The 16,332-nt window shown below is 64.2% G+C and carries 13 protein-coding genes, 1 tRNA gene and 2 pseudogenes; 6 read left to right on the forward strand and 10 right to left on the reverse strand.

What is annotated here, in order from left to right:
* Positions 1-201: 201 nt before the first annotated feature.
* Genes ACVJGD_RS15645 through mobB form a run of 3 tightly spaced genes read right to left on the reverse strand, consistent with a single transcriptional unit; the run spans position 202 to position 2,302 of the window.
* A complete protein-coding gene (locus ACVJGD_RS15645; RefSeq protein ID WP_456635175.1) occupies positions 202-474 on the reverse strand; it encodes a sulfurtransferase TusA family protein in 273 nt (90 codons plus the stop codon).
* Positions 475-526: 52 nt separating this feature from the next.
* Complete coding sequence (locus ACVJGD_RS15650; RefSeq protein WP_456635176.1) at positions 527-1,780, reverse strand: molybdopterin molybdotransferase MoeA; 1,254 nt, start codon at positions 1,778-1,780, stop codon at positions 527-529.
* Positions 1,781-2,302, reverse strand: coding sequence for a molybdopterin-guanine dinucleotide biosynthesis protein B (gene mobB / locus ACVJGD_RS15655; RefSeq protein WP_456635177.1), 522 nt, complete (start codon positions 2,300-2,302; stop codon positions 1,781-1,783). It lies immediately after the preceding gene.
* 213 nt (positions 2,303-2,515) lie between these two features.
* On the opposite strand from mobB, the gene ACVJGD_RS15660 reads away from it, so the two are divergent.
* Together ACVJGD_RS15660 and mobA are read left to right on the forward strand one after the other, a co-directional pair.
* The gene (locus ACVJGD_RS15660) at positions 2,516-3,406 is read left to right on the forward strand and encodes a formate dehydrogenase accessory sulfurtransferase FdhD (RefSeq protein WP_456635178.1); all 891 of its coding nucleotides are present in this window, start codon (positions 2,516-2,518) and stop codon (positions 3,404-3,406) included.
* A 159-nt stretch (positions 3,407-3,565) separates the two neighbouring features.
* Entirely contained in the window at positions 3,566-4,180 is a 615-nt protein-coding gene (mobA, locus tag ACVJGD_RS15665; protein ID WP_456635179.1) for a molybdenum cofactor guanylyltransferase MobA, read from the forward strand.
* Between the two features lie 129 nt (positions 4,181-4,309).
* Here mobA and clcA read toward each other — a convergent pair whose 3' ends face one another.
* The 3 genes and pseudogenes from clcA to ACVJGD_RS15680 form a co-directional block, all read right to left on the reverse strand.
* A complete protein-coding gene (gene clcA, locus ACVJGD_RS15670; protein WP_456635180.1) occupies positions 4,310-5,638 on the reverse strand; it encodes a H(+)/Cl(-) exchange transporter ClcA in 1,329 nt (442 codons plus the stop codon).
* Positions 5,639-6,068: 430 nt separating this feature from the next.
* Positions 6,069-8,028, reverse strand: a pseudogene (locus ACVJGD_RS15675) (molybdopterin biosynthesis protein).
* Positions 8,025-9,137, reverse strand: coding sequence for a molybdopterin-binding protein (locus tag ACVJGD_RS15680; protein WP_456635181.1), 1,113 nt, complete (start codon positions 9,135-9,137; stop codon positions 8,025-8,027). The pseudogene ACVJGD_RS15675 and the gene ACVJGD_RS15680 overlap by 4 nt, the downstream one beginning before the upstream one ends.
* A 177-nt stretch (positions 9,138-9,314) precedes the next feature.
* Here ACVJGD_RS15680 and ACVJGD_RS15685 point away from each other — a divergent pair, with 177 nt between their 5' ends.
* Entirely contained in the window at positions 9,315-10,526 is a 1,212-nt protein-coding gene (locus ACVJGD_RS15685; protein ID WP_456635182.1) for an ABC transporter substrate-binding protein, read from the forward strand.
* A 92-nt stretch (positions 10,527-10,618) separates the two neighbouring features.
* Here ACVJGD_RS15685 and ACVJGD_RS15690 read toward each other — a convergent pair whose 3' ends face one another.
* Complete coding sequence (locus ACVJGD_RS15690; protein ID WP_456635183.1) at positions 10,619-11,581, reverse strand: TAXI family TRAP transporter solute-binding subunit; 963 nt, start codon at positions 11,579-11,581, stop codon at positions 10,619-10,621.
* 125 nt (positions 11,582-11,706) lie between these two features.
* Here ACVJGD_RS15690 and ACVJGD_RS15695 point away from each other — a divergent pair, with 125 nt between their 5' ends.
* On the forward strand, positions 11,707-12,675 hold the full coding sequence (locus ACVJGD_RS15695) for a Bug family tripartite tricarboxylate transporter substrate binding protein (RefSeq protein WP_456635184.1): 969 nt from the start codon (positions 11,707-11,709) through the stop codon (positions 12,673-12,675).
* 84 nt (positions 12,676-12,759) lie between these two features.
* Positions 12,760-12,835 (forward strand) — tRNA-Ile (locus ACVJGD_RS15700).
* Positions 12,836-13,315: 480 nt separating this feature from the next.
* Here ACVJGD_RS15700 and ACVJGD_RS15705 read toward each other — a convergent pair.
* From ACVJGD_RS15705 to ACVJGD_RS15715, 3 genes and pseudogenes are all read right to left on the reverse strand, one after another.
* A protein-coding gene (locus ACVJGD_RS15705) for an IS5 family transposase (protein ID WP_456640266.1) occupies positions 13,316-14,078 on the reverse strand; the annotation gives its coding sequence in 2 pieces (ribosomal slippage) (positions 13,316-13,747 and positions 13,749-14,078; 762 coding nt in all).
* A 132-nt stretch (positions 14,079-14,210) separates the two neighbouring features.
* Positions 14,211-15,182 (reverse strand): reverse transcriptase domain-containing protein, encoded by a 972-nt coding sequence (locus ACVJGD_RS15710; protein ID WP_456635185.1) that lies wholly within the window; start codon positions 15,180-15,182, stop codon positions 14,211-14,213.
* A gap of 10 nt (positions 15,183-15,192) precedes the next feature.
* Positions 15,193-15,339, reverse strand: a pseudogene (locus tag ACVJGD_RS15715) (transposase); the annotation flags it as partial.
* Between the two features lie 182 nt (positions 15,340-15,521).
* Here ACVJGD_RS15715 and ACVJGD_RS15720 point away from each other — a divergent pair.
* The gene (locus ACVJGD_RS15720; RefSeq protein WP_456635186.1) at positions 15,522-15,719 is read left to right on the forward strand and encodes a hypothetical protein; all 198 of its coding nucleotides are present in this window, start codon (positions 15,522-15,524) and stop codon (positions 15,717-15,719) included.
* Positions 15,720-16,332: the final 613 nt, after the last annotated feature.

The raw sequence follows: 16,332 nt of genomic DNA on the forward strand, positions 1-16,332 counted from the left end.
GCATCGAAGACATGTCCGGACGTCCGATGCCGGCACCAGTCCTGATTTGTAGATGTGCCCACCCCAGATCGCTCGTGCCTTGCACGCGAGCACTACTCCACCGCCACGTTGCTTGCGGAGTGTTCCAGTTGGACAGAAGGTCCGAAATGTGTCGATAGGAAAAAGGTAGGTATCAACGCAAGCGGTTATTGCAGCGCACGGCTATTGTTGCGGCGCGGACGAAGTGTCATCGACTTTTTCTATCGATCCATTTGTCTTCTCGATCAAGAACACAATGCGGCGCTCACTCCGCTCCGTGATCTCGACCTTGTCGCCGGTCTCTCGGATCAGGTTCGGAATGTCGATCACCGACAAGGGATCGGTGCAGTGCACTTCGAGAAAATCACCCGGCTTAACCGCCTTCAATGCCTTGCGCGTCTTCAGCGCGGGCAGCGGACATTTGAGTCCGGTGAGATCGAGTTTGGTCGTGGTCATGTCTCCGAACATGACGAAGCATTGGCGCAGCGTCAATCGATCCGCGATTGCTTCAGATCAGGCTTGCATAGGACAGGAACCCGACGCTCTGCCCGGGTTCGACCAGCGTGACCTGTTCGCCGAGTTCGACCAGACCATCGGTATCGACCAGCGACGACAACAGCCCTGCACCCTCGCGCGGAAACTTGATCGCTTCGAGCGTGCCGTCCGGCGCTTGACGCAGGTTGACGCGAACATATTCGCGACGGCCGACCTTCTTCTTATAGGTGAAGCCGGCGCGGACCGGCATCGGCACCAGCGGTTCCGGCGCGCCGCCGGACAGCGCCAGGATGGTTGGCCGCACCACATGAACGAAGGTGACGAAGCTGGCGACGGGATTGCCGGGCAAGCCGATGAACGGCGTACCGTCGATGATGCCCATCGCGACGGGACGCCCCGGTTTGATCGCCATCCGCCACAGCACGAGGCGCCCGACGCTCTCGACGCCGGCCTTGACGTGATCCTCCTCGCCGGTCGAGACGCCACCGGTGGTGAGGATCAGATCGTGGTGGCCTGCGACGTCCTTCAGCGCGCTTGCGAGGCTCATCGGTTCATCGCGCAGAATGCCGAGGTCGCTGACCTCGCAGCCGAGCCGCCGCAGCATCGCCATCAGCATGAAGCGGTTGGAGTCGAAGAGCTGCGGCGCCGCACGGCGCTCGCCGGGCGACACCAGCTCGTCGCCGGTCGAGAACACCGCAACACGGATCCGCCTGATCACATCGAGCCTGACGAGGCCGAATGCCGCGGCCAGCGCGACGTCCTGTGGCCGCAGGCGTTTTCCTGCCTGCAACGCGGCGTGGCCGAGCGGGATGTCTTCTCCCGCAGGCCGCACATTGGCGCCCGGCTTCAGGCCGCCGGGCAGAACGACCTTGTCGCCCTCGACGCGGACATCCTCCTGCATGAACACGGTGTCGGCGCCATCGGGCATTGGCGCGCCGGTGAAGATGCGCACGGCATGACCGGGTTTGATCGGTGCATTCGCCGCGGCGCCCGCCTGCACGCGCCCGCTGATCGCGAACGACTGGTCCGAACTTTTCGGCAAATCGCGGCTCGCCACCGCGTAGCCATCCACGGCGGAGTTGGTGAAGGGCGGCAGCGGCAGTGGCGCAAGGATCTCATTGGCGAGGATGCGCCCGTCGGCCTCCGCCAGCGCGACGGTCTCGATATCGGGTATGGCCGTCACCCGCGTCGCGATCAGGCGCACGGCTTCATCGACCGACATCATCGGCCCGCCAAAGGCAAAGCAGTCGTCGGACAGTTGCGCCATTCAGCTCTCGCTCTTCGCCAGGATCTCGTCGACCGCGACTGCGGCGCGCTGCATCATGGCGGCAACGGCGGTGACATCATCGAGATGGGCGGTCGGCAACCGCGTTTCAATCGCCACATCGGTCGCGATCCCGACAATGCCGGGATCATCCGGGAACAGCAGCGGCTTGTTGTTGGCGCCGCGATGCACCTCGATCTTGCGCAGCGGCTCGCGCTTGAAGCCTTCGACGATGACAAGATCGACCGGCGACATCTTGGCGAACAGCTCGGCCAGCCGCGGCTCGCCGGCGCCGCGCAGCTCATGCATCAGGGCCCAGCGCCGGCTGGAGGACACCAGCACCTCGGTCGCACCGGACTGGCGGTGCACCCACGAGTCCTTGCCGGGCACGTCGACATCGAATTGGTGGTGGGCATGCTTGATCACGGACACGCGCAGGCCCTGTCCCAGCAGATGCGGAATCACCCGCGACAGCAAGGTGGTCTTGCCGGCGCCGCTCCAGCCTGCGAGTCCGATCACTTTCATACGACCTCGTCCCAAACGGAACCCACTCGTTCCACCGTCATTGCACCCGCTCCGTCGTCATTGCGAGGAGCGAAGCGACGAAGCAATCCATGGTTTCCGCGGGGATGGATGGATTGCTTCGCTGCGCTCGCAATGACGATCCTGGATGGATTTTGCTTATCCTCCGCCATGCTTATATCGGATGGCAGGGAAAGTCATGCTAACCTGACCGCCATGATGAAGATCGACAAAGCGCCCGTCCCCCTGATCGTCCCCAGGCCGGACGACCCGCGCCTGACCGAGCGCGTGACCGGGACCGACCAGACCGGCGCCAGCGTCGAGATCAAGGTGCCGATGGAGCGGCCGCTGACGCTGTACCTGAACGCGCAGGAGATCGTCACCATGATGACGATCGGCGACTACCCGGAATATCTCGCGCTCGGCTATCTCCTCAACCAGAACATGCTCAAATACGACGACGTCGTCACCGAGGTCGAATATGACGACGACCTGCAGGTGGTGGTCGTGCGCACCGAGCACCACACCAATTTCGAGCAGAAGCTGAAGAAGCGCACCCAGACCTCGGGCTGCGCCCAGGGCACCGCTTTCGGCGATCTGCTGGAGTCGGTCGAAAGCGTGGCGCTGCCGAAGGCGGAATTGCGCACGTCCTGGCTCTACCAGATGACGCATGCGATCAACACCATGCCCTCGCTCTATCTCGAGGCCGGCGCGATCCATGGCTGCGTGCTCTGCAAGGAGGGAACGCCGGTCTGCTACACCGAGGATGTCGGCCGGCATAATGCCGTCGACAAGATCGCAGGCTGGATCTACCGCCACGGCGTCGATCCCGGCGACAAGATCCTCTACACCACGGGACGGCTGACCTCGGAGATGGTGATCAAGACGGTGCGGATGGGCATTCCAATTCTCGTATCGCGCTCCGGCTTCACCGCCTGGGGCGTCGAGCTCGCGCGGCAGGTCGGCCTGACGCTGGTCGGGCGCACGCGCGGAAAACGCTTCATCGCGCTGTCGGGCCAGGAGCGCATCGTGTTCGACCAGAACCTCGACTATATCGAGGAGGAATCCGCGCGCCACAAGCGCAAGGGCGAAGCGCGTGACGACTAACATGATGAGATCAGGTGCATCCACAAAGGCGCTGCGCCCCCTCTCCCGCTCGCGGGAGAGGGTTGGGGTGAGGGTCTCTCCGCATTGGGACTCCCCGTTTGGAGAGAGCCCTCACCCGGCGCTTACGCGCCAACCTCTCCCGCAAGCGGGAGAGGTGAAGTGAATATTCCCGGCGTCCTTTTGGCCGGCGGCCTCGCGCGGCGGATGGGCGGCGGCGACAAGCCGATGCGCACGATCGGCGGCCGCACGATCCTGGAGCGCGTGATCGCGCGTCTAGCGCCGCAATGCGATGGCCTCCTCCTCAATGCGAACGGCGATCCCGCCCGCTTCGCCGCGTTCGGACTGCCCGTCATCGCCGACAGCGTCGCCGATTTCCCAGGGCCCCTCGCCGGCATTTTGGCCGCGCTGGACTGGATCGCGGCGAACCGGCCCGAGGTGTCGCTGGTCCTGAGCACAGCCGCCGATTGCCCGTTCCTGCCGCGCGATCTCGTCGCACGTCTCCACGACGCGCTGGTGAAGGAAAGCGCGCAATTGGCCGTAGCGGCCTCCGGCGGCCAATCGCATCCGGTAATCGGACTATGGAGCGTGTCACTGCGCGACGAACTCCGCCACGCCCTCGTCGTCGAGGACGTCAGGAAGATCGACCGCTGGACCGCCCGCTACCAGCTCGCCACCGTGACCTGGCCGACCGAGCCGCTCGACCCGTTCTTCAACGCGAACACGATTGAGGATATCGCGGAAGCTGAGCGGCTGGCGGCGGTGGATGCGAGCTGAGACACATAATCTCCGTCGTCCCGGGCTTGACCCGGGACGACAGTATGATTTTTGGCGCTTGACCGAGAGCGAGAAGCGTCAGTGAAGCTGATCCTTCGGATGAAAAGTGGAAATGCGCGCTCCGCCCGCTCATTCCCCTCTGATCTGCCGTTCCAGCCGCAGCGTACGTTCGCGCAGGGAATCGTAGATCGGTGCGTTGTGCAGCAGTGACGGCAGCAGCATCGCCACGAAGCAGGCGCCAAGCATGGGCAAGAGCATCGTCACGTTGCCGCTCATCTCGGCGACGAGAACGATGCCGGTTACCGGCGCACGCACCACGCCCGCGAAGAAGGCGGCCATGCCCACCAGCGCAAACGCATGCGGCTGGATCGCGAGTTCCGGGAATACAAAGCGGCAGACCGCTCCGAACAGCAGCCCGGACTGGGCTCCCAGCACGAGCAAGGGCGCGAACAGCCCGCCGGGAGTGCCGGCAGCGTATGATAGGGCACCCAGCACGAACCGGATCAGGAATGCGAAGGCGACAGTGGCAAGGCTGTCCTGGCCGATCAGCGTCCGCTGTGTGATCTGATCTCCGCCCCCGACCAGATCGGGCGCGAACCAGGCCAATAGGCCGACGCTTGCGCCGATCAATCCGGCGCGGAGCTCGATCGGCGACCGCGCGAACCGGTCGCAGGCGGCGATGAACGCAAGCAGCGTGCGGTTGTAGGCGACGGCGAGCAGGCCAGCGACGGCTCCCAGCACAAGGAACAGCGGCGCGGATACTGCGCTCGGAGAGTTCAGCGGGGTGACCTGGAAGTCGGGCGCGTCGCCGATAAACAACCTCGCGACCGGGATTGCCGTTGCCAGCGTTGCGAGGGCGGCGACAGCGACGCGGCGCTCGAATCTGTGCATCAGTTCCTCGAGTATGAAGGCGAGCCCGGCAATCGGCGCGTTGAACGCCGTCGCCAGTCCCGCGCCGGCGCCGGCCGCGAGCAGCAGGCGGGCGTCCGCCCAGGACAACCGGCAGACGCGTGCGGTGACGACGGCGATGCCAGCACCCATCTGCACCGTCGGCCCCTCGCGGCCCAGCGCCAGCCCGGAGCCGATCGCGAGGATTCCGCCAATGAATTTCACGGGCACCAGGACAAACGGCGCCGGCGGGACCTGCCCGTGCAGGACTGCTTCGACATGCGGAATGCCGCTGCCCGAAGCGTGCGGCGAGAATCGCCGCACCATCCACGCCGCCAACAAGGTGGCGCCGGCGCATGCACCTATGACAATCAGGAATCCCAAGATGCCGTGGCCGTGCGCCCAGGCGATGATCGAATCACGCAAGCGATCGGCCTGCTCGAGCAGGAGGCGGAAGTTCGCACCAACGAACCCGGTGGCGGCCCCAACGACAAGCGCCGCCGCCACGAGGCCCAACAGGCTCTGATGGTCGTCTGCGGCACCTCGCTCGTCGTCGGGCTTTTCGTCCACGGCTGCTCTGAACCTTCGATGCGTCTCGCAAGAAGCAAGTTTGGCCGAAATCACCGGCGAATTGAAATCGGCAAAGCAAATTTCCTGCAAGGAAATTTGTGCAATGATTTCAAGCTGACTTGCCCCGTCCAGCCCCTACGCGAAAAACATTCCGCTTCCGCCGTCGGGCAAATCAGCACTATGACTCCGCGCGTCTCACCCGAATGAGGGGCGGCTCGCGATCATCACGAACGTTGCGGTGAGATGCGGTGGACGCAGGTGCTGTGAACGACGAACGCAGCTACCCGTGGACGGCGAAGTCGTGTGGTTCTGGCGCCCCGACGCTGGCCGCGGGGACGACAGTCGTAGGGTGGGCAAAGCGACAGCGTGCCCACCGTTGCGAGCGGAGTGCTTGATGGTGGGCACGCTGCGCTTTGCCCACCCTACGCGACTACGCCGGCCTAAATCCCGCCCGTTCCAACGCCGCGCGACTTTCATCCGACGCCAGCGCCTCGAGAAACGCCTGCACAGCCGGGCGATGCTTTCTGGCCGTCACCAGAGCGAAGTCGTAATGCTCTTCCGCCAGCGGAATGAAGCCGAGCCCGGACCCGTGCGCGACCGGCGCGATCGTCATGCCCCAGTCGGCGCGATGCTGGGCGACCGCGGCGGCAACCGCATTGTGCGAACGTGGCTGATTCCAGTAGCCATCGGGACGCGCGCCATTGAGCAGGCGGTCGATCAGGATGCGGGTGCCGGCGCCCTGGTTGCGGTTGACCATGATGCAGGCGGGATCGGCGAGCGCTGCGCGCACCGCATCTTGCGCGGAGAGGCCCTCGAAGCGTCGGTCGCCCCTACGGAACACGATGCCCTGCATCCGCCGCCAGCCCGGCACGAGCTCGAGTCCGTCGGTAAGATAGGGCACATTGTAGGTCTCGCTGTTCTCGTCGAACAGATGGATCGGCGCGAAATCGCATTCGCCGCGCTTGGCCGCCGCAAGCCCGCCGAGGCTGCCGACCGCGATCGAGCGCACCGAGAGCCCGGCGCGCGCCAGCGGCGCGGTGACAAGGTCGAGCCCGGTGCAGTGGCTGCCGACGATGACAAGATCGGGCACGCGCACGTGCGGCGTGAACAGCGTCACTTCGGCCTCCGTGCCGGCAGGCATCTGGTCGGCCAGCGCGTCGATCTTCAGGAAGCCGTCGGCCTGCGCGAACGAGGTGATCGCGCCGGAGCCCTTGCCGCTCGGATAGGCGATCAGTCCTACCGCGCCTTCGACCAACGATACCATGACGAACTCGGTGCGGCCGAGTTCGGAGGCGATCCGCACCGGCACCTTTGCCGTTACCTTCGCATCCGAGCGCGGCGGCAGGCCCGCCATCCGCCGCAGCACCGGCACGATCATGTCGTGGAAGGTGAACATCGCCGAGGTCGGAAATCCCGGCAGGATCACCACCGGCTTGCCGTCGCAAACTGCAAGGCACAGCGGCTTGCCCGGCTTCAGCGCCACGCCATGGGCGATGATGCCCGGCTTGCCCAGCCGCGCGATGATGCGATGGGAAACATCGCCCGCGCCTTTCGACGTGCCGCCGGAGAGCACCAGCATGTCGCTCTCGGCCAGCGCCTTGCGCATCGCTGTTTCGAGTTGCGCCTCGTCATCGGCAATGGCGCCGGCAAAGACGGCATCGCCGCCGTTCTCGGAGATCGCGGCGGTAACGATGGCGCCGTTGGTGTCGTAGATCGCTGCGGGGCGCAGCGGCTGGCCCGGCTGCACCAGTTCGTCGCCGGTCGACAGGATGGCGACGCGCGGCCGTCGTGCGGCACCAACCTCGGCGATGCCGCAAGCAGCGAGCATGCCGATCTCGCGCGAGCCGATGATGGTGCCGGCACGCAGCAGCGTTTCGCCCGCGCGCGATGTCGGAGCCGGCGTAGGACACGAATTGTCCGGGAGAGGCGGCCCGGCGGATCTCGATCGCGCGTTGGCCTGCGGGCTGCGTGTGCTCGACCATCACGATCGCGTCAGCCCCGCGCGGAACGGGACCGCCGGTCGCGATCGAGGTGGCCGTATCGGAAAGCACCGGCCGCGCCGGCGCGGTGCCGCAGGCGATGACCTCGTCGTTCAGCACGAGACGAACCGGCGTGGCCTCGCTGGCCTGCGCAAGATCGGCGGAGCGCACCGCAAAGCCGTCGACATTGGAGCGGTCGAACGGCGGCACGTCGATCGGCGCGACGACGTCGTCGGCCAGCGCGCAGCCAAGCGCCTGTGCGAGCGATCGTGTTTCACTGGCGACCGCCCGCGGAAACAAGGCGGCTTCGAACCGCGCCAGCGCCTCTTCGCGCGACAGGATGGTCAGGAACTGGTCCTGATCCAGGCTGCCGCGGCCCTTCGCAGACGTGTTGGTCATGTCGGAACTCATTCCCGCAACATATAGGCATCGACCGCCATGCCCGCAGCAAATCCTTCGGAACCTCCGGGCACGACCAGAAACGCCTTCGCGCGCGCGATCGCATCAAGCGAGAGTTCGCCGACCGCGAGCGGCGTCCAGGCCTCGCGCTGTCGTTGTAGCAGCACGAACTCGGCAATGCCGACCAGCGAGGCGATCTTGCGCGCCAGCGGCAGCGACAACGTCTTGCGCGGCCGCCGTCCGGTCAGTCGATCGAGCACCGGCACCGCCAGCGCCCACCATGCCGAAAACGCCTGGTCCGGCGCACCGGGCAGCGCGACGACTGGCGTTGTTTCGAGACGGCCGACAGCAGCAGTGCGGCCAGGCTGCAGGGCAATGCCATGAGCGATGACTTCGCCACGCGAAGCGAGCGCGCATACCGCCGCATCGGTGCGGCCGACACCGCTGCCGCCGATGGTGACGAGGAGATCGCTGGCGGCATCGTCAAACGCCGCAACGATCGACTCGACATCGCGCGCGACGGCCTCGCAGCTGAGCACCTCAGCCCCGGCGAAACGTGCGCTTTCCGCGACCAGGTCAGCAGTCGCTGTCGCGCCGGGAATATTGACGACGTGCAATCGCGGCCGTCGCACCCTGAGCCGCTCGACCCCTGCGATGCGCGCGATCAGGAGATCGCGCGGCAGCACCCGCCGTCCCGCCTCGGCAACGAGACTCCCTTTCGCGATGTCCTGGCCCTTGCGCCTGACGCCCTGCCCCGGGATCGCCTCGCCGAGCACCTGTGCGATCGGCCCGGCCACCTCGACCAAATCGGCATCGAGCACGCAATCGCAGGCTACAGGCAAGGCGTCACCGGCTTCGACCCAGGCGGGCGGCGCAGCCAATGGCAACGGCGAGTACGAGGAGGCGCCGACCAGATCATTGGCCCGCAGCGCCCATCCATCGGTGGCGGCAACATCATGCGGCGGATGCGCCGGCAACGCGGGCATCTCCGCCGCGATGCAGCGCAGCGCGTCCGCAAGCGGCAATTCGATTGGCTGCACCGGCTCGAGCCCGCGCAGCAGGGCGCTGAGCGCGGTTTCCAGTGGCGTAAGCGAAGCCGGCAGGCGCTGGACCGAAATCATGGGCGGCCTGTCTACTGTATCAGGCGCGAAATAAACAGGTGCCGCCGAATGTTCCTGCTCCGAAAGGACGCGTTGACGCCGACCCCAAACTGGTTGCAAAAGAAACCAATTCGGCCGGGCTTACGTCCCGGAACAAGCAATAACGGCCAATGCGCCGGTCCAGGGAGGGAGACAACAATGTTTGCCAAACCATTTTCCATGCTCGGCGCACTTGCCGGCGTCATGCTGGCCTCGACCGCAGCGCTGGCGCAGATTTCCGACGACGTCGTCAAGATCGGCGTGCTCACCGACATGAACGGCCCGGCGTCGACGCCGACGGGACAGGGTTCGGTCACCGCGGCGCAGATGGCGGTCGACGATTTCGGCGGCAAGGTGCTGGGCAAGCAGATTTCGGTGATCGTCGGCGACCATCAGCTCAAGGCCGATATCGGCGCCAGCATCGCGCGGCGCTGGTACGACGTCGATCAGGTGGATTTGATCGTCGACGTGCCCGTCTCCGCGGTTGGGCTCGCCGTGCAGAACGTCGCCAATGAGCGGAAGCGGCTGTTCATCACGCACTCGACCGGCGCCACCGATTTCCACGGCAAGTTCTGCTCGCCCTATGCCATGCAGTGGGTGTTCGACACCAGGGCGCTCGCGGTCGGCACCGCGCAGGAGGTGGTGAAGCGCGGCGGCGACACTTGGTTCTTCATTACCGACGACTACGCGTTCGGGCATTCGCTGGAGAAGGATGCCTCCAGCGTCGTCACCAAGAACGGCGGCAAGGTGCTCGGCGCGGTGCGGCCGCCGTTTGCGACGCCTGATCTGTCGTCGTTCATCCTGCAGGCACAGGCGTCGAAAGCGAAGATCATCGGCATCGCCGCCGGTCCGCCCAACAACATGAACGAGATCAAGACCGCCGGCGAGTTCGGCGTATTCAGGGGCGGCCAGCAGATGGCGGCGCTGCTCGCGCTGATCACCGACATCCATTCGCTGGGCCTGCCGACGGCGCAAGGCCTGTTGCTGACGACGTCGTTCTATTGGGACATGGATGACAAGACCCGCGAATGGTCGAAGCGCTATTTCGCCAAGATGAACCGGATGCCGACGATGTGGCAGGCCGGAGTCTATTCCTCCGTGATCCATTACCTGAACGCGATCAAGGATGCCGGCACCGACGATCCACTGAAGGTCGCGGCCAAGATGCGCGAAAAGCCGATCGAGGATTTCTTCGCCCGCAACGGCAAGCTGCGCGAGGACAATCTGATGGTCCATGACCTCATGCTGGTGCAGGTGAAATCGCCGGAGGAATCGAAATACCCGTGGGACTACTACAAGATCCTCACCAGGATTTCCGGCGAAGACGCGTTCGGCCCGCCGGACCCGGCGTGTGGGTTGGTGAAGAAGTGAGATGGGCGAATGGGGAGTAGCGAATGGCGGAAAGCGGCGAGCGGTTATCCATTCGTCACTCGCTATTCGCCTCGCTATTCGCCATTCGCCTCTTACTTCGCCACTCCAATCTCGCGAAAATACTTCAGCACACCCGGATGAATCAGCTCCATATTCGGCGCCGCCGCAACCGTGTTCGCCGCCGTCGTCTCGCAAGCCTGCGCCAGCTTCCTGCAGAACTCGCCCTCGATTCCGCGCAGCGTCTTGGCCAGCCGATAGGCGACGTCGTCGGGCAGGCTTTCGCGCACGAGGATGAAGCTCCACGAGCCGACGGAGGCGATCGCTTCCGTCTGCTTCGGATAGCTGTTCGGTGGGATCGTCAGCGGCTTCAGGAAGGTGTGCTTGGCGCGGATGCGCGCGATCTCTTCCGCACTCGGCGCGATGAAGCGCGCGCCGGAGGGACTTTCCGCCATCGCGGCAAAGCCCGGCCAGCCGACACCGGCGCCCCACAGCGCGGCGGCGCGGCCGTCCTGCACCATGGCCGGCCCGTCGCCGGCGCGGTCGAGATAGATCGACTTGAAGTCTTCGTCCTGCTTCAGACCGATGCCGTCGAGGATGTAGCGCGACAGGATCGGCAGGCCCGAGCCCTTGGCGCCGAAGGCAACCGGCTGGCCGACGAGGTCGTGGATCGTCCGGTACGGGCTGTCGGCCCGCACCACGAACATGCCCGGGCTCGAATACATCGCTGTCAGGATCTTGAGCTTGGTCGCCGGCCGCCCGATGCCCATGAACGCCTCATAGGCCGGCTCGCCGGCCACCGTCGCGATATCGAGCTGGCCTGCTTCAAGCAGCGGAATGTTCTCGTTCGAGCCCTTGGTATTGCGCGGCTCGATCGAAAGGCTCTGATCTGCCGCGTTCATGACTTCGGCAAAGGCATTGCCATAGAGCGGAAAACCGCCGCCCGGCGTCGCCGTTCCCAGGCTGATCGTGGTCTTGGAAATGGTCTTGCCTCCCTCCTGTGCGGCCGCGCCGCCGGTGAGCAGAATAGCGGCGCAAACCATCAAAGCGATTTTCATTTGGCGGCCTCCAACATCTTCTTGCGCGGGATTGACCGATCTTTGTGCTGCGGAGGTTGTAGGCAAGGCCGGGATTTTATGAAAGCATGGCCGCAACGGTAACAAGAAAATGACGAGGAAACATAATGCTTCGCTTTTTGCGTGCGACGTCCCTTGGTTTGATTTGCCTTTTGAGCCTTGCCACCCCCTCCTCCGCCGCCGACTATCCAAACCGTCCGGTACGCTGGCTGATCGGATTTGCCGCCGGCGGGCCGGTCGACATCGTCGCCCGCATCATGAGCCAGTGGCTGTCGGACCATCTCGGGCAGCAATTCGTGGTCGAGAACCGCACCGGCTCCGGCGGCAACATCGCGGCCGCCGCCGCGATCAATTCGCCCGCCGACGGCTATACGCTGCTGTTCGTCGCGCCGAACAATGCGATCAGCACCTCGCTCTACAAGAAGCTGCCCTTTGATTTCCTGCGCGACACCACGCCGGTCGCCAGCATCATGCAGCTCACCAACATGCTGGTGGTCTCCAACGCGATGCCGGTGAAAACCGTCCAGGAGTTCATCGATTACTGCAAGGCCAATCCGGGCAAGGTCTCCTATGCCTCGTCGGGCAACGGCACCTCGGTGCACATGTCGGCGGAATTGTTCAAGGCGATGACCAAATGCGAGATGCAGCACGTGCCCTATCGCGGCTCGGCGATCGCCTTTCCGGACATCATCTCCAACAAGGTGCAGTTGATCTTCGACAACCTGCCGTCGGCGCTGGAGCAGGTGCGCGGCGGCAATGTCCGCGCGCTTGGTGTCACCTCGCCTAAGCGCTGGCCCAGCGTGCCCGATATTCCCGCCATCGCCGAAACCGTGCCGGGCTTCGAATCGGTCGGGTTCTACGGGATCTCGGCGCCGAAGGGCACGCCGCCGGAGGTCATCGAGATCCTCAACAAGGCGGTCGGCGAAGCGCTGAAGGACCCCAAGCTGGTCGCCCGCCTGGCCGAGGTCGGCGGCATCCCGAGGCCGATGGCCCCGGCCGAATTCGGCAAGCTCGTCGCCGACGAAACCGAGAAATGGCGGAAGGTGGTGGAGTTCGCCGGGGTTTCGGTGGATTAGAGCTCCGGGATTGCCCGATCGCCCCTCACCCTGTAAACGGAGCCGGCACCGTTGCCGGCCGCGAACCCGCAGCCGCCCGCGGCGGGGCCTGTAGCTCAATGGTTAGAGCCGGCCGCTCATAACGGTCTGGTTGCAGGTTCGAGTCCTGCCGGGCCCACCAGCCTTCGCTCGCTGTATGTGCGGACACTTTGAGAACGACTCGATTTCCGCTTTAAGAACGACTCGATTTCACATCTTGCTGAAGTCACGAAGGAAATTCGCCCGAATTTTTCGCGCTTTTTTTAGCGCGAAAAAAACCGAGGGGGTTTATTCGCCATTCGTGCGGCCTTTCAACGCTAGAGACAATGCGGACGAAGCCGCTCTAGGTGTGAGCGTCCGAATCGGGTGGCTGGCCGCCAATCGACTTCGCATAAGGTTCGTTATGCGACTAGGATGTCCATTGTTTGATCGGGTCATTGTCGTTTCTGGTTGGATCTGAGTCATTCATGCTCTATTCGAGTCTACGGCAGCCCGGGACTTAAGATCCGCCTCAGCTTTCCCCTAGCCGCAACGACGTACCAAGCGCGGCAAATCATCTGCGGCCCGAAACATGCCGACGCGCTCGCGGATGCGGCCTTCGCCATTTGGGTCGTGTGGACAGTTACCGCATCCGTAGGACGATGGCAGCCAGGGTGACGACGGCGCGGTAATTTCGTGCGGTCTTTTCGAAGCGGGTTGCGACGCGTCGGAACTGCTTGAGCTTGCTGAAACAGCATTCGACCAGATGTCGCTGGGCATAAAGGTGCTTGTCGAGCGGATATTTGAGCGCTCGTGACGGATTGTTGGGAATGACGGCCAGCGCTCCCTTGGCGGCGACGACTTGCCGCAAGTGATCGGCGTCATAGGCCGTATCGGCCATGACGACCTCGGCGGGCAACTCCTCGATCAAGGCTGCGGCTTGCGGTGCATCACCCTTCTGACCCGCGGTCAGCGTGAACCGCACGGGGCATCCCAAGCCTCGAACCGCCATGTGGATCTTGGTGCTCAGGCCACCGCGCGAACGACCGATCGCTTGATCTTCAGACCCCTTTTTTGGCCCCGGCAGCGTGCTGATGGGCTCGGATGATCGAGGAATCAATGATCAGATATTCGAAGTCCGGATCGTCAGACATCGCTTCGAAGATGCGCGACCATACACCTTTCGCGCTCCAGCGGCTGAAGCGCCGGAACACGCTGTTCCAATCGCCAAACACCTCTGGAAGATCGCGCCAGGGAGCGCCCGTCCGCACAATCCAGAGCACGCCCTCCACGAACATCCGGTTGTCGCGTCCAGTCGATCCTCTTTGATCGGCCCGCCCAATGGTCAGTGGCGCCATCCGAGCCCACGCTGCGTCGCTCAAAACCAAACGGTCCATCACACCCAAGACTGCCTCCCAAAAGCAGCCTTGAATCTGATTTGCCGCCTCAAGAGAATCCCAAGAGTCCACAGGACCTAGAGCGTGCACAAATTAAGTGCGTTTCCGGCCGAGTTTAACGGCGGCGACTCGCGGCACGCCTTAGCCGTAGAACACGATGTCCGGCCTGAGCACGCCGCCGCTGGCGGTGCAATGTGGCGCGGCGAAGCCCGGGAAATTCAGTGGGTCGAGCGGGGCGTCGCCGCCACCCGACGGGACACATTCCGCGGCGGGCCCACCGGCGGCGTTTAGGCCGAGCGATCGTCCTGCACCGCTGCGCAGTCGGCAAAGCGGCGAACCAAGCCGAGCCGTCCGTGAGGGTCTATCAGCCCCCTGCTCCCGGCTGCCTGATGCAACCGGCCTAGCGGCCGCCGACTGAGACGAGAAGTTGCGCCGGGAAGCCGTGCCTCGATTGGGGGCTGCGTCGTAGATGCGTATCTGGAGCATCGGAAAACGACGCTTCAATTCGATGGCGCCGTTGTCTTTGGTGTGAGCCGTGGCACCTGAATACGGTGAGTCCGTTGCGACCGAGTTGGCAGGCGGAAGCGTGCCGTCAGGGTCTCGAACTCTGACGAGCCCATGCGCCGACTTTTCTGGCTGCGCCGTCTCAGACAACGCAGCCAGGTCCGACGCACTTCGCGGTAGAAGCCGTTGAGCGCTGGATAATTGTGCTGGCCTGCCGTGGTAGCCGTAGTGCCCGCGCAGAACGGCGGCGAACCACCCGTGCTGCGTGGCCAGTGGCGCGTGCATGAGCCGCCAGGCATCCTGGCGCAACGCCGTCAGCTTGCGCGTCAGGCGTTTTCCTTCCGTCTTGTGCTTCACGATGAACCGGCCATCTCGGGTCCGCCCGCAGTAGTGGGTGAAGCCGAGGAAGGCGAAGGTTTCTGGCCGCCGCTCGCCGCGCCGCTGACGCGAGAGGGCGGCGAACCGGCCAAACTCGATCAGCCGCGTCTTGTCCTCATGGAGCGTTAGGCCGAAGCTGGCCAGCCGCGCCTTGAGGGCCAAGAGCATTTCCTGCGCATCCGCTTTGCTCTCGAAGCCCATGACGAAGTCGTCCGCATAACGCACGGTCACGACGCGACCTCTCCTTCTGCATCGCCAATCTGCGGAAGACCTCCCCGAGATGCTGCCTCAGTTCGCCGTACAACGTTTTCCTGCGGCACTTGGGAATGAAAACCACATGGTATTTGCAGTCTCACTTGCTGTGGCTTAGGCTCTCGTAATCGTCCATCGTGAAACTCCTTCTCGTGTGCGTGGTGGCTCACGAGTCGGTAGTTTCATCGATGGGCGACTGCCTGAAATGTCAAACTGCTGCTGCCTCCCCGGCAGAGCCGGGGGGCCTCCCTTGGTAGGCTAGTCCGCGGTCCTCGCAACTTGTCCCGCGAAACACGACGAACAGAACACGGAGGAGCGATGGGAACAAACGAAGCAGTGGAATGCATCCGACCATTGCTGGCGAGGTTCTCCGAGAATGAAGAGACCGTGCGCCGGTTAGTAGCGACGGACGAAACCTTCGACGCGCTTTGCCACCAATACCGCCACGTCATCGACCTCCTTAAGGGTTACGAGGCGGAAGCTGGTCACGAGACGGAAGTTGAGCGGCTCGAGTAGCGCCGGGCTGGGCTGGAAGAAGAACTGCTGACGCGCATTGAGGGATATCAGCCGCAGTAGTGTTACTCCTACGAGGCGCGGAGCGCGCAGCAGTCGCGGACGGCGAGAGCTGAGTGTCCGGCTGGCGATCGGGTCGCTGGCACGTTTCAGTACAAGCCGCTCGCGGCGCGAATAAGAAGTGCAAATCACCGCAGCCTCGCTGCAAGGATAGCAAGCTTGCAGAGTAAGGCGCCATATCTCGTCAGCGAGCGTAACGCGCCGTTTGGTCCTGTCCTGCGGCACACGGGCGACGAAGGTCGTCCTTACGGCCTGATCGACCTGATTCGACAATAGTGGTGGAATACAACGTGCTCATTGCCCCAGCGCCAGCCAGGGTGGGACCTTCGCTGCAATACTGCCAAAACTCAGAGCGACGAGGATGGCTTGGCGCGCCAAATGTGCGCTATTCTATGACATTGTACGATACCACTCCGCTTCGGGAGCGCCATGTCGCTCGATGAGCGACTAAGGGCGGCGGCTGCGTTTGCCGCATTGCGCCCGCTCGAGTTGCCACCTTGCGCTGCTCCGCGATCCTGGCGACGCAGCTTCGAGCACCCGCGCCGCCCGCCTTGAG

Source organism: Bradyrhizobium sp. USDA 10063, from assembly GCF_054063735.1.

What these genes read in the sequence shown, in the direction of transcription:
- ACVJGD_RS15645 (WP_456635175.1), bottom strand. Translation starts at nt 474, where the DNA reads ATGACCACGACCAAACTCGATCTCACCGGACTCAAATGTCCGCTGCCC.
- ACVJGD_RS15650 (WP_456635176.1), bottom strand. Translation starts at nt 1,780, where the DNA reads ATGGCGCAACTGTCCGACGACTGCTTTGCCTTTGGCGGGCCGATGATG.
- mobB (WP_456635177.1), bottom strand. Translation starts at nt 2,302, where the DNA reads ATGAAAGTGATCGGACTCGCAGGCTGGAGCGGCGCCGGCAAGACCACC.
- ACVJGD_RS15660 (WP_456635178.1), top strand. Translation starts at nt 2,516, where the DNA reads ATGATGAAGATCGACAAAGCGCCCGTCCCCCTGATCGTCCCCAGGCCG.
- ACVJGD_RS15680 (WP_456635181.1), bottom strand. Translation starts at nt 9,137, where the DNA reads ATGATTTCGGTCCAGCGCCTGCCGGCTTCGCTTACGCCACTGGAAACC.
- ACVJGD_RS15685 (WP_456635182.1), top strand. Translation starts at nt 9,315, where the DNA reads ATGTTTGCCAAACCATTTTCCATGCTCGGCGCACTTGCCGGCGTCATG.
- ACVJGD_RS15690 (WP_456635183.1), bottom strand. Translation starts at nt 11,581, where the DNA reads ATGAAAATCGCTTTGATGGTTTGCGCCGCTATTCTGCTCACCGGCGGC.
- ACVJGD_RS15695 (WP_456635184.1), top strand. Translation starts at nt 11,707, where the DNA reads ATGCTTCGCTTTTTGCGTGCGACGTCCCTTGGTTTGATTTGCCTTTTG.
- ACVJGD_RS15720 (WP_456635186.1), top strand. Translation starts at nt 15,522, where the DNA reads ATGGGAACAAACGAAGCAGTGGAATGCATCCGACCATTGCTGGCGAGG.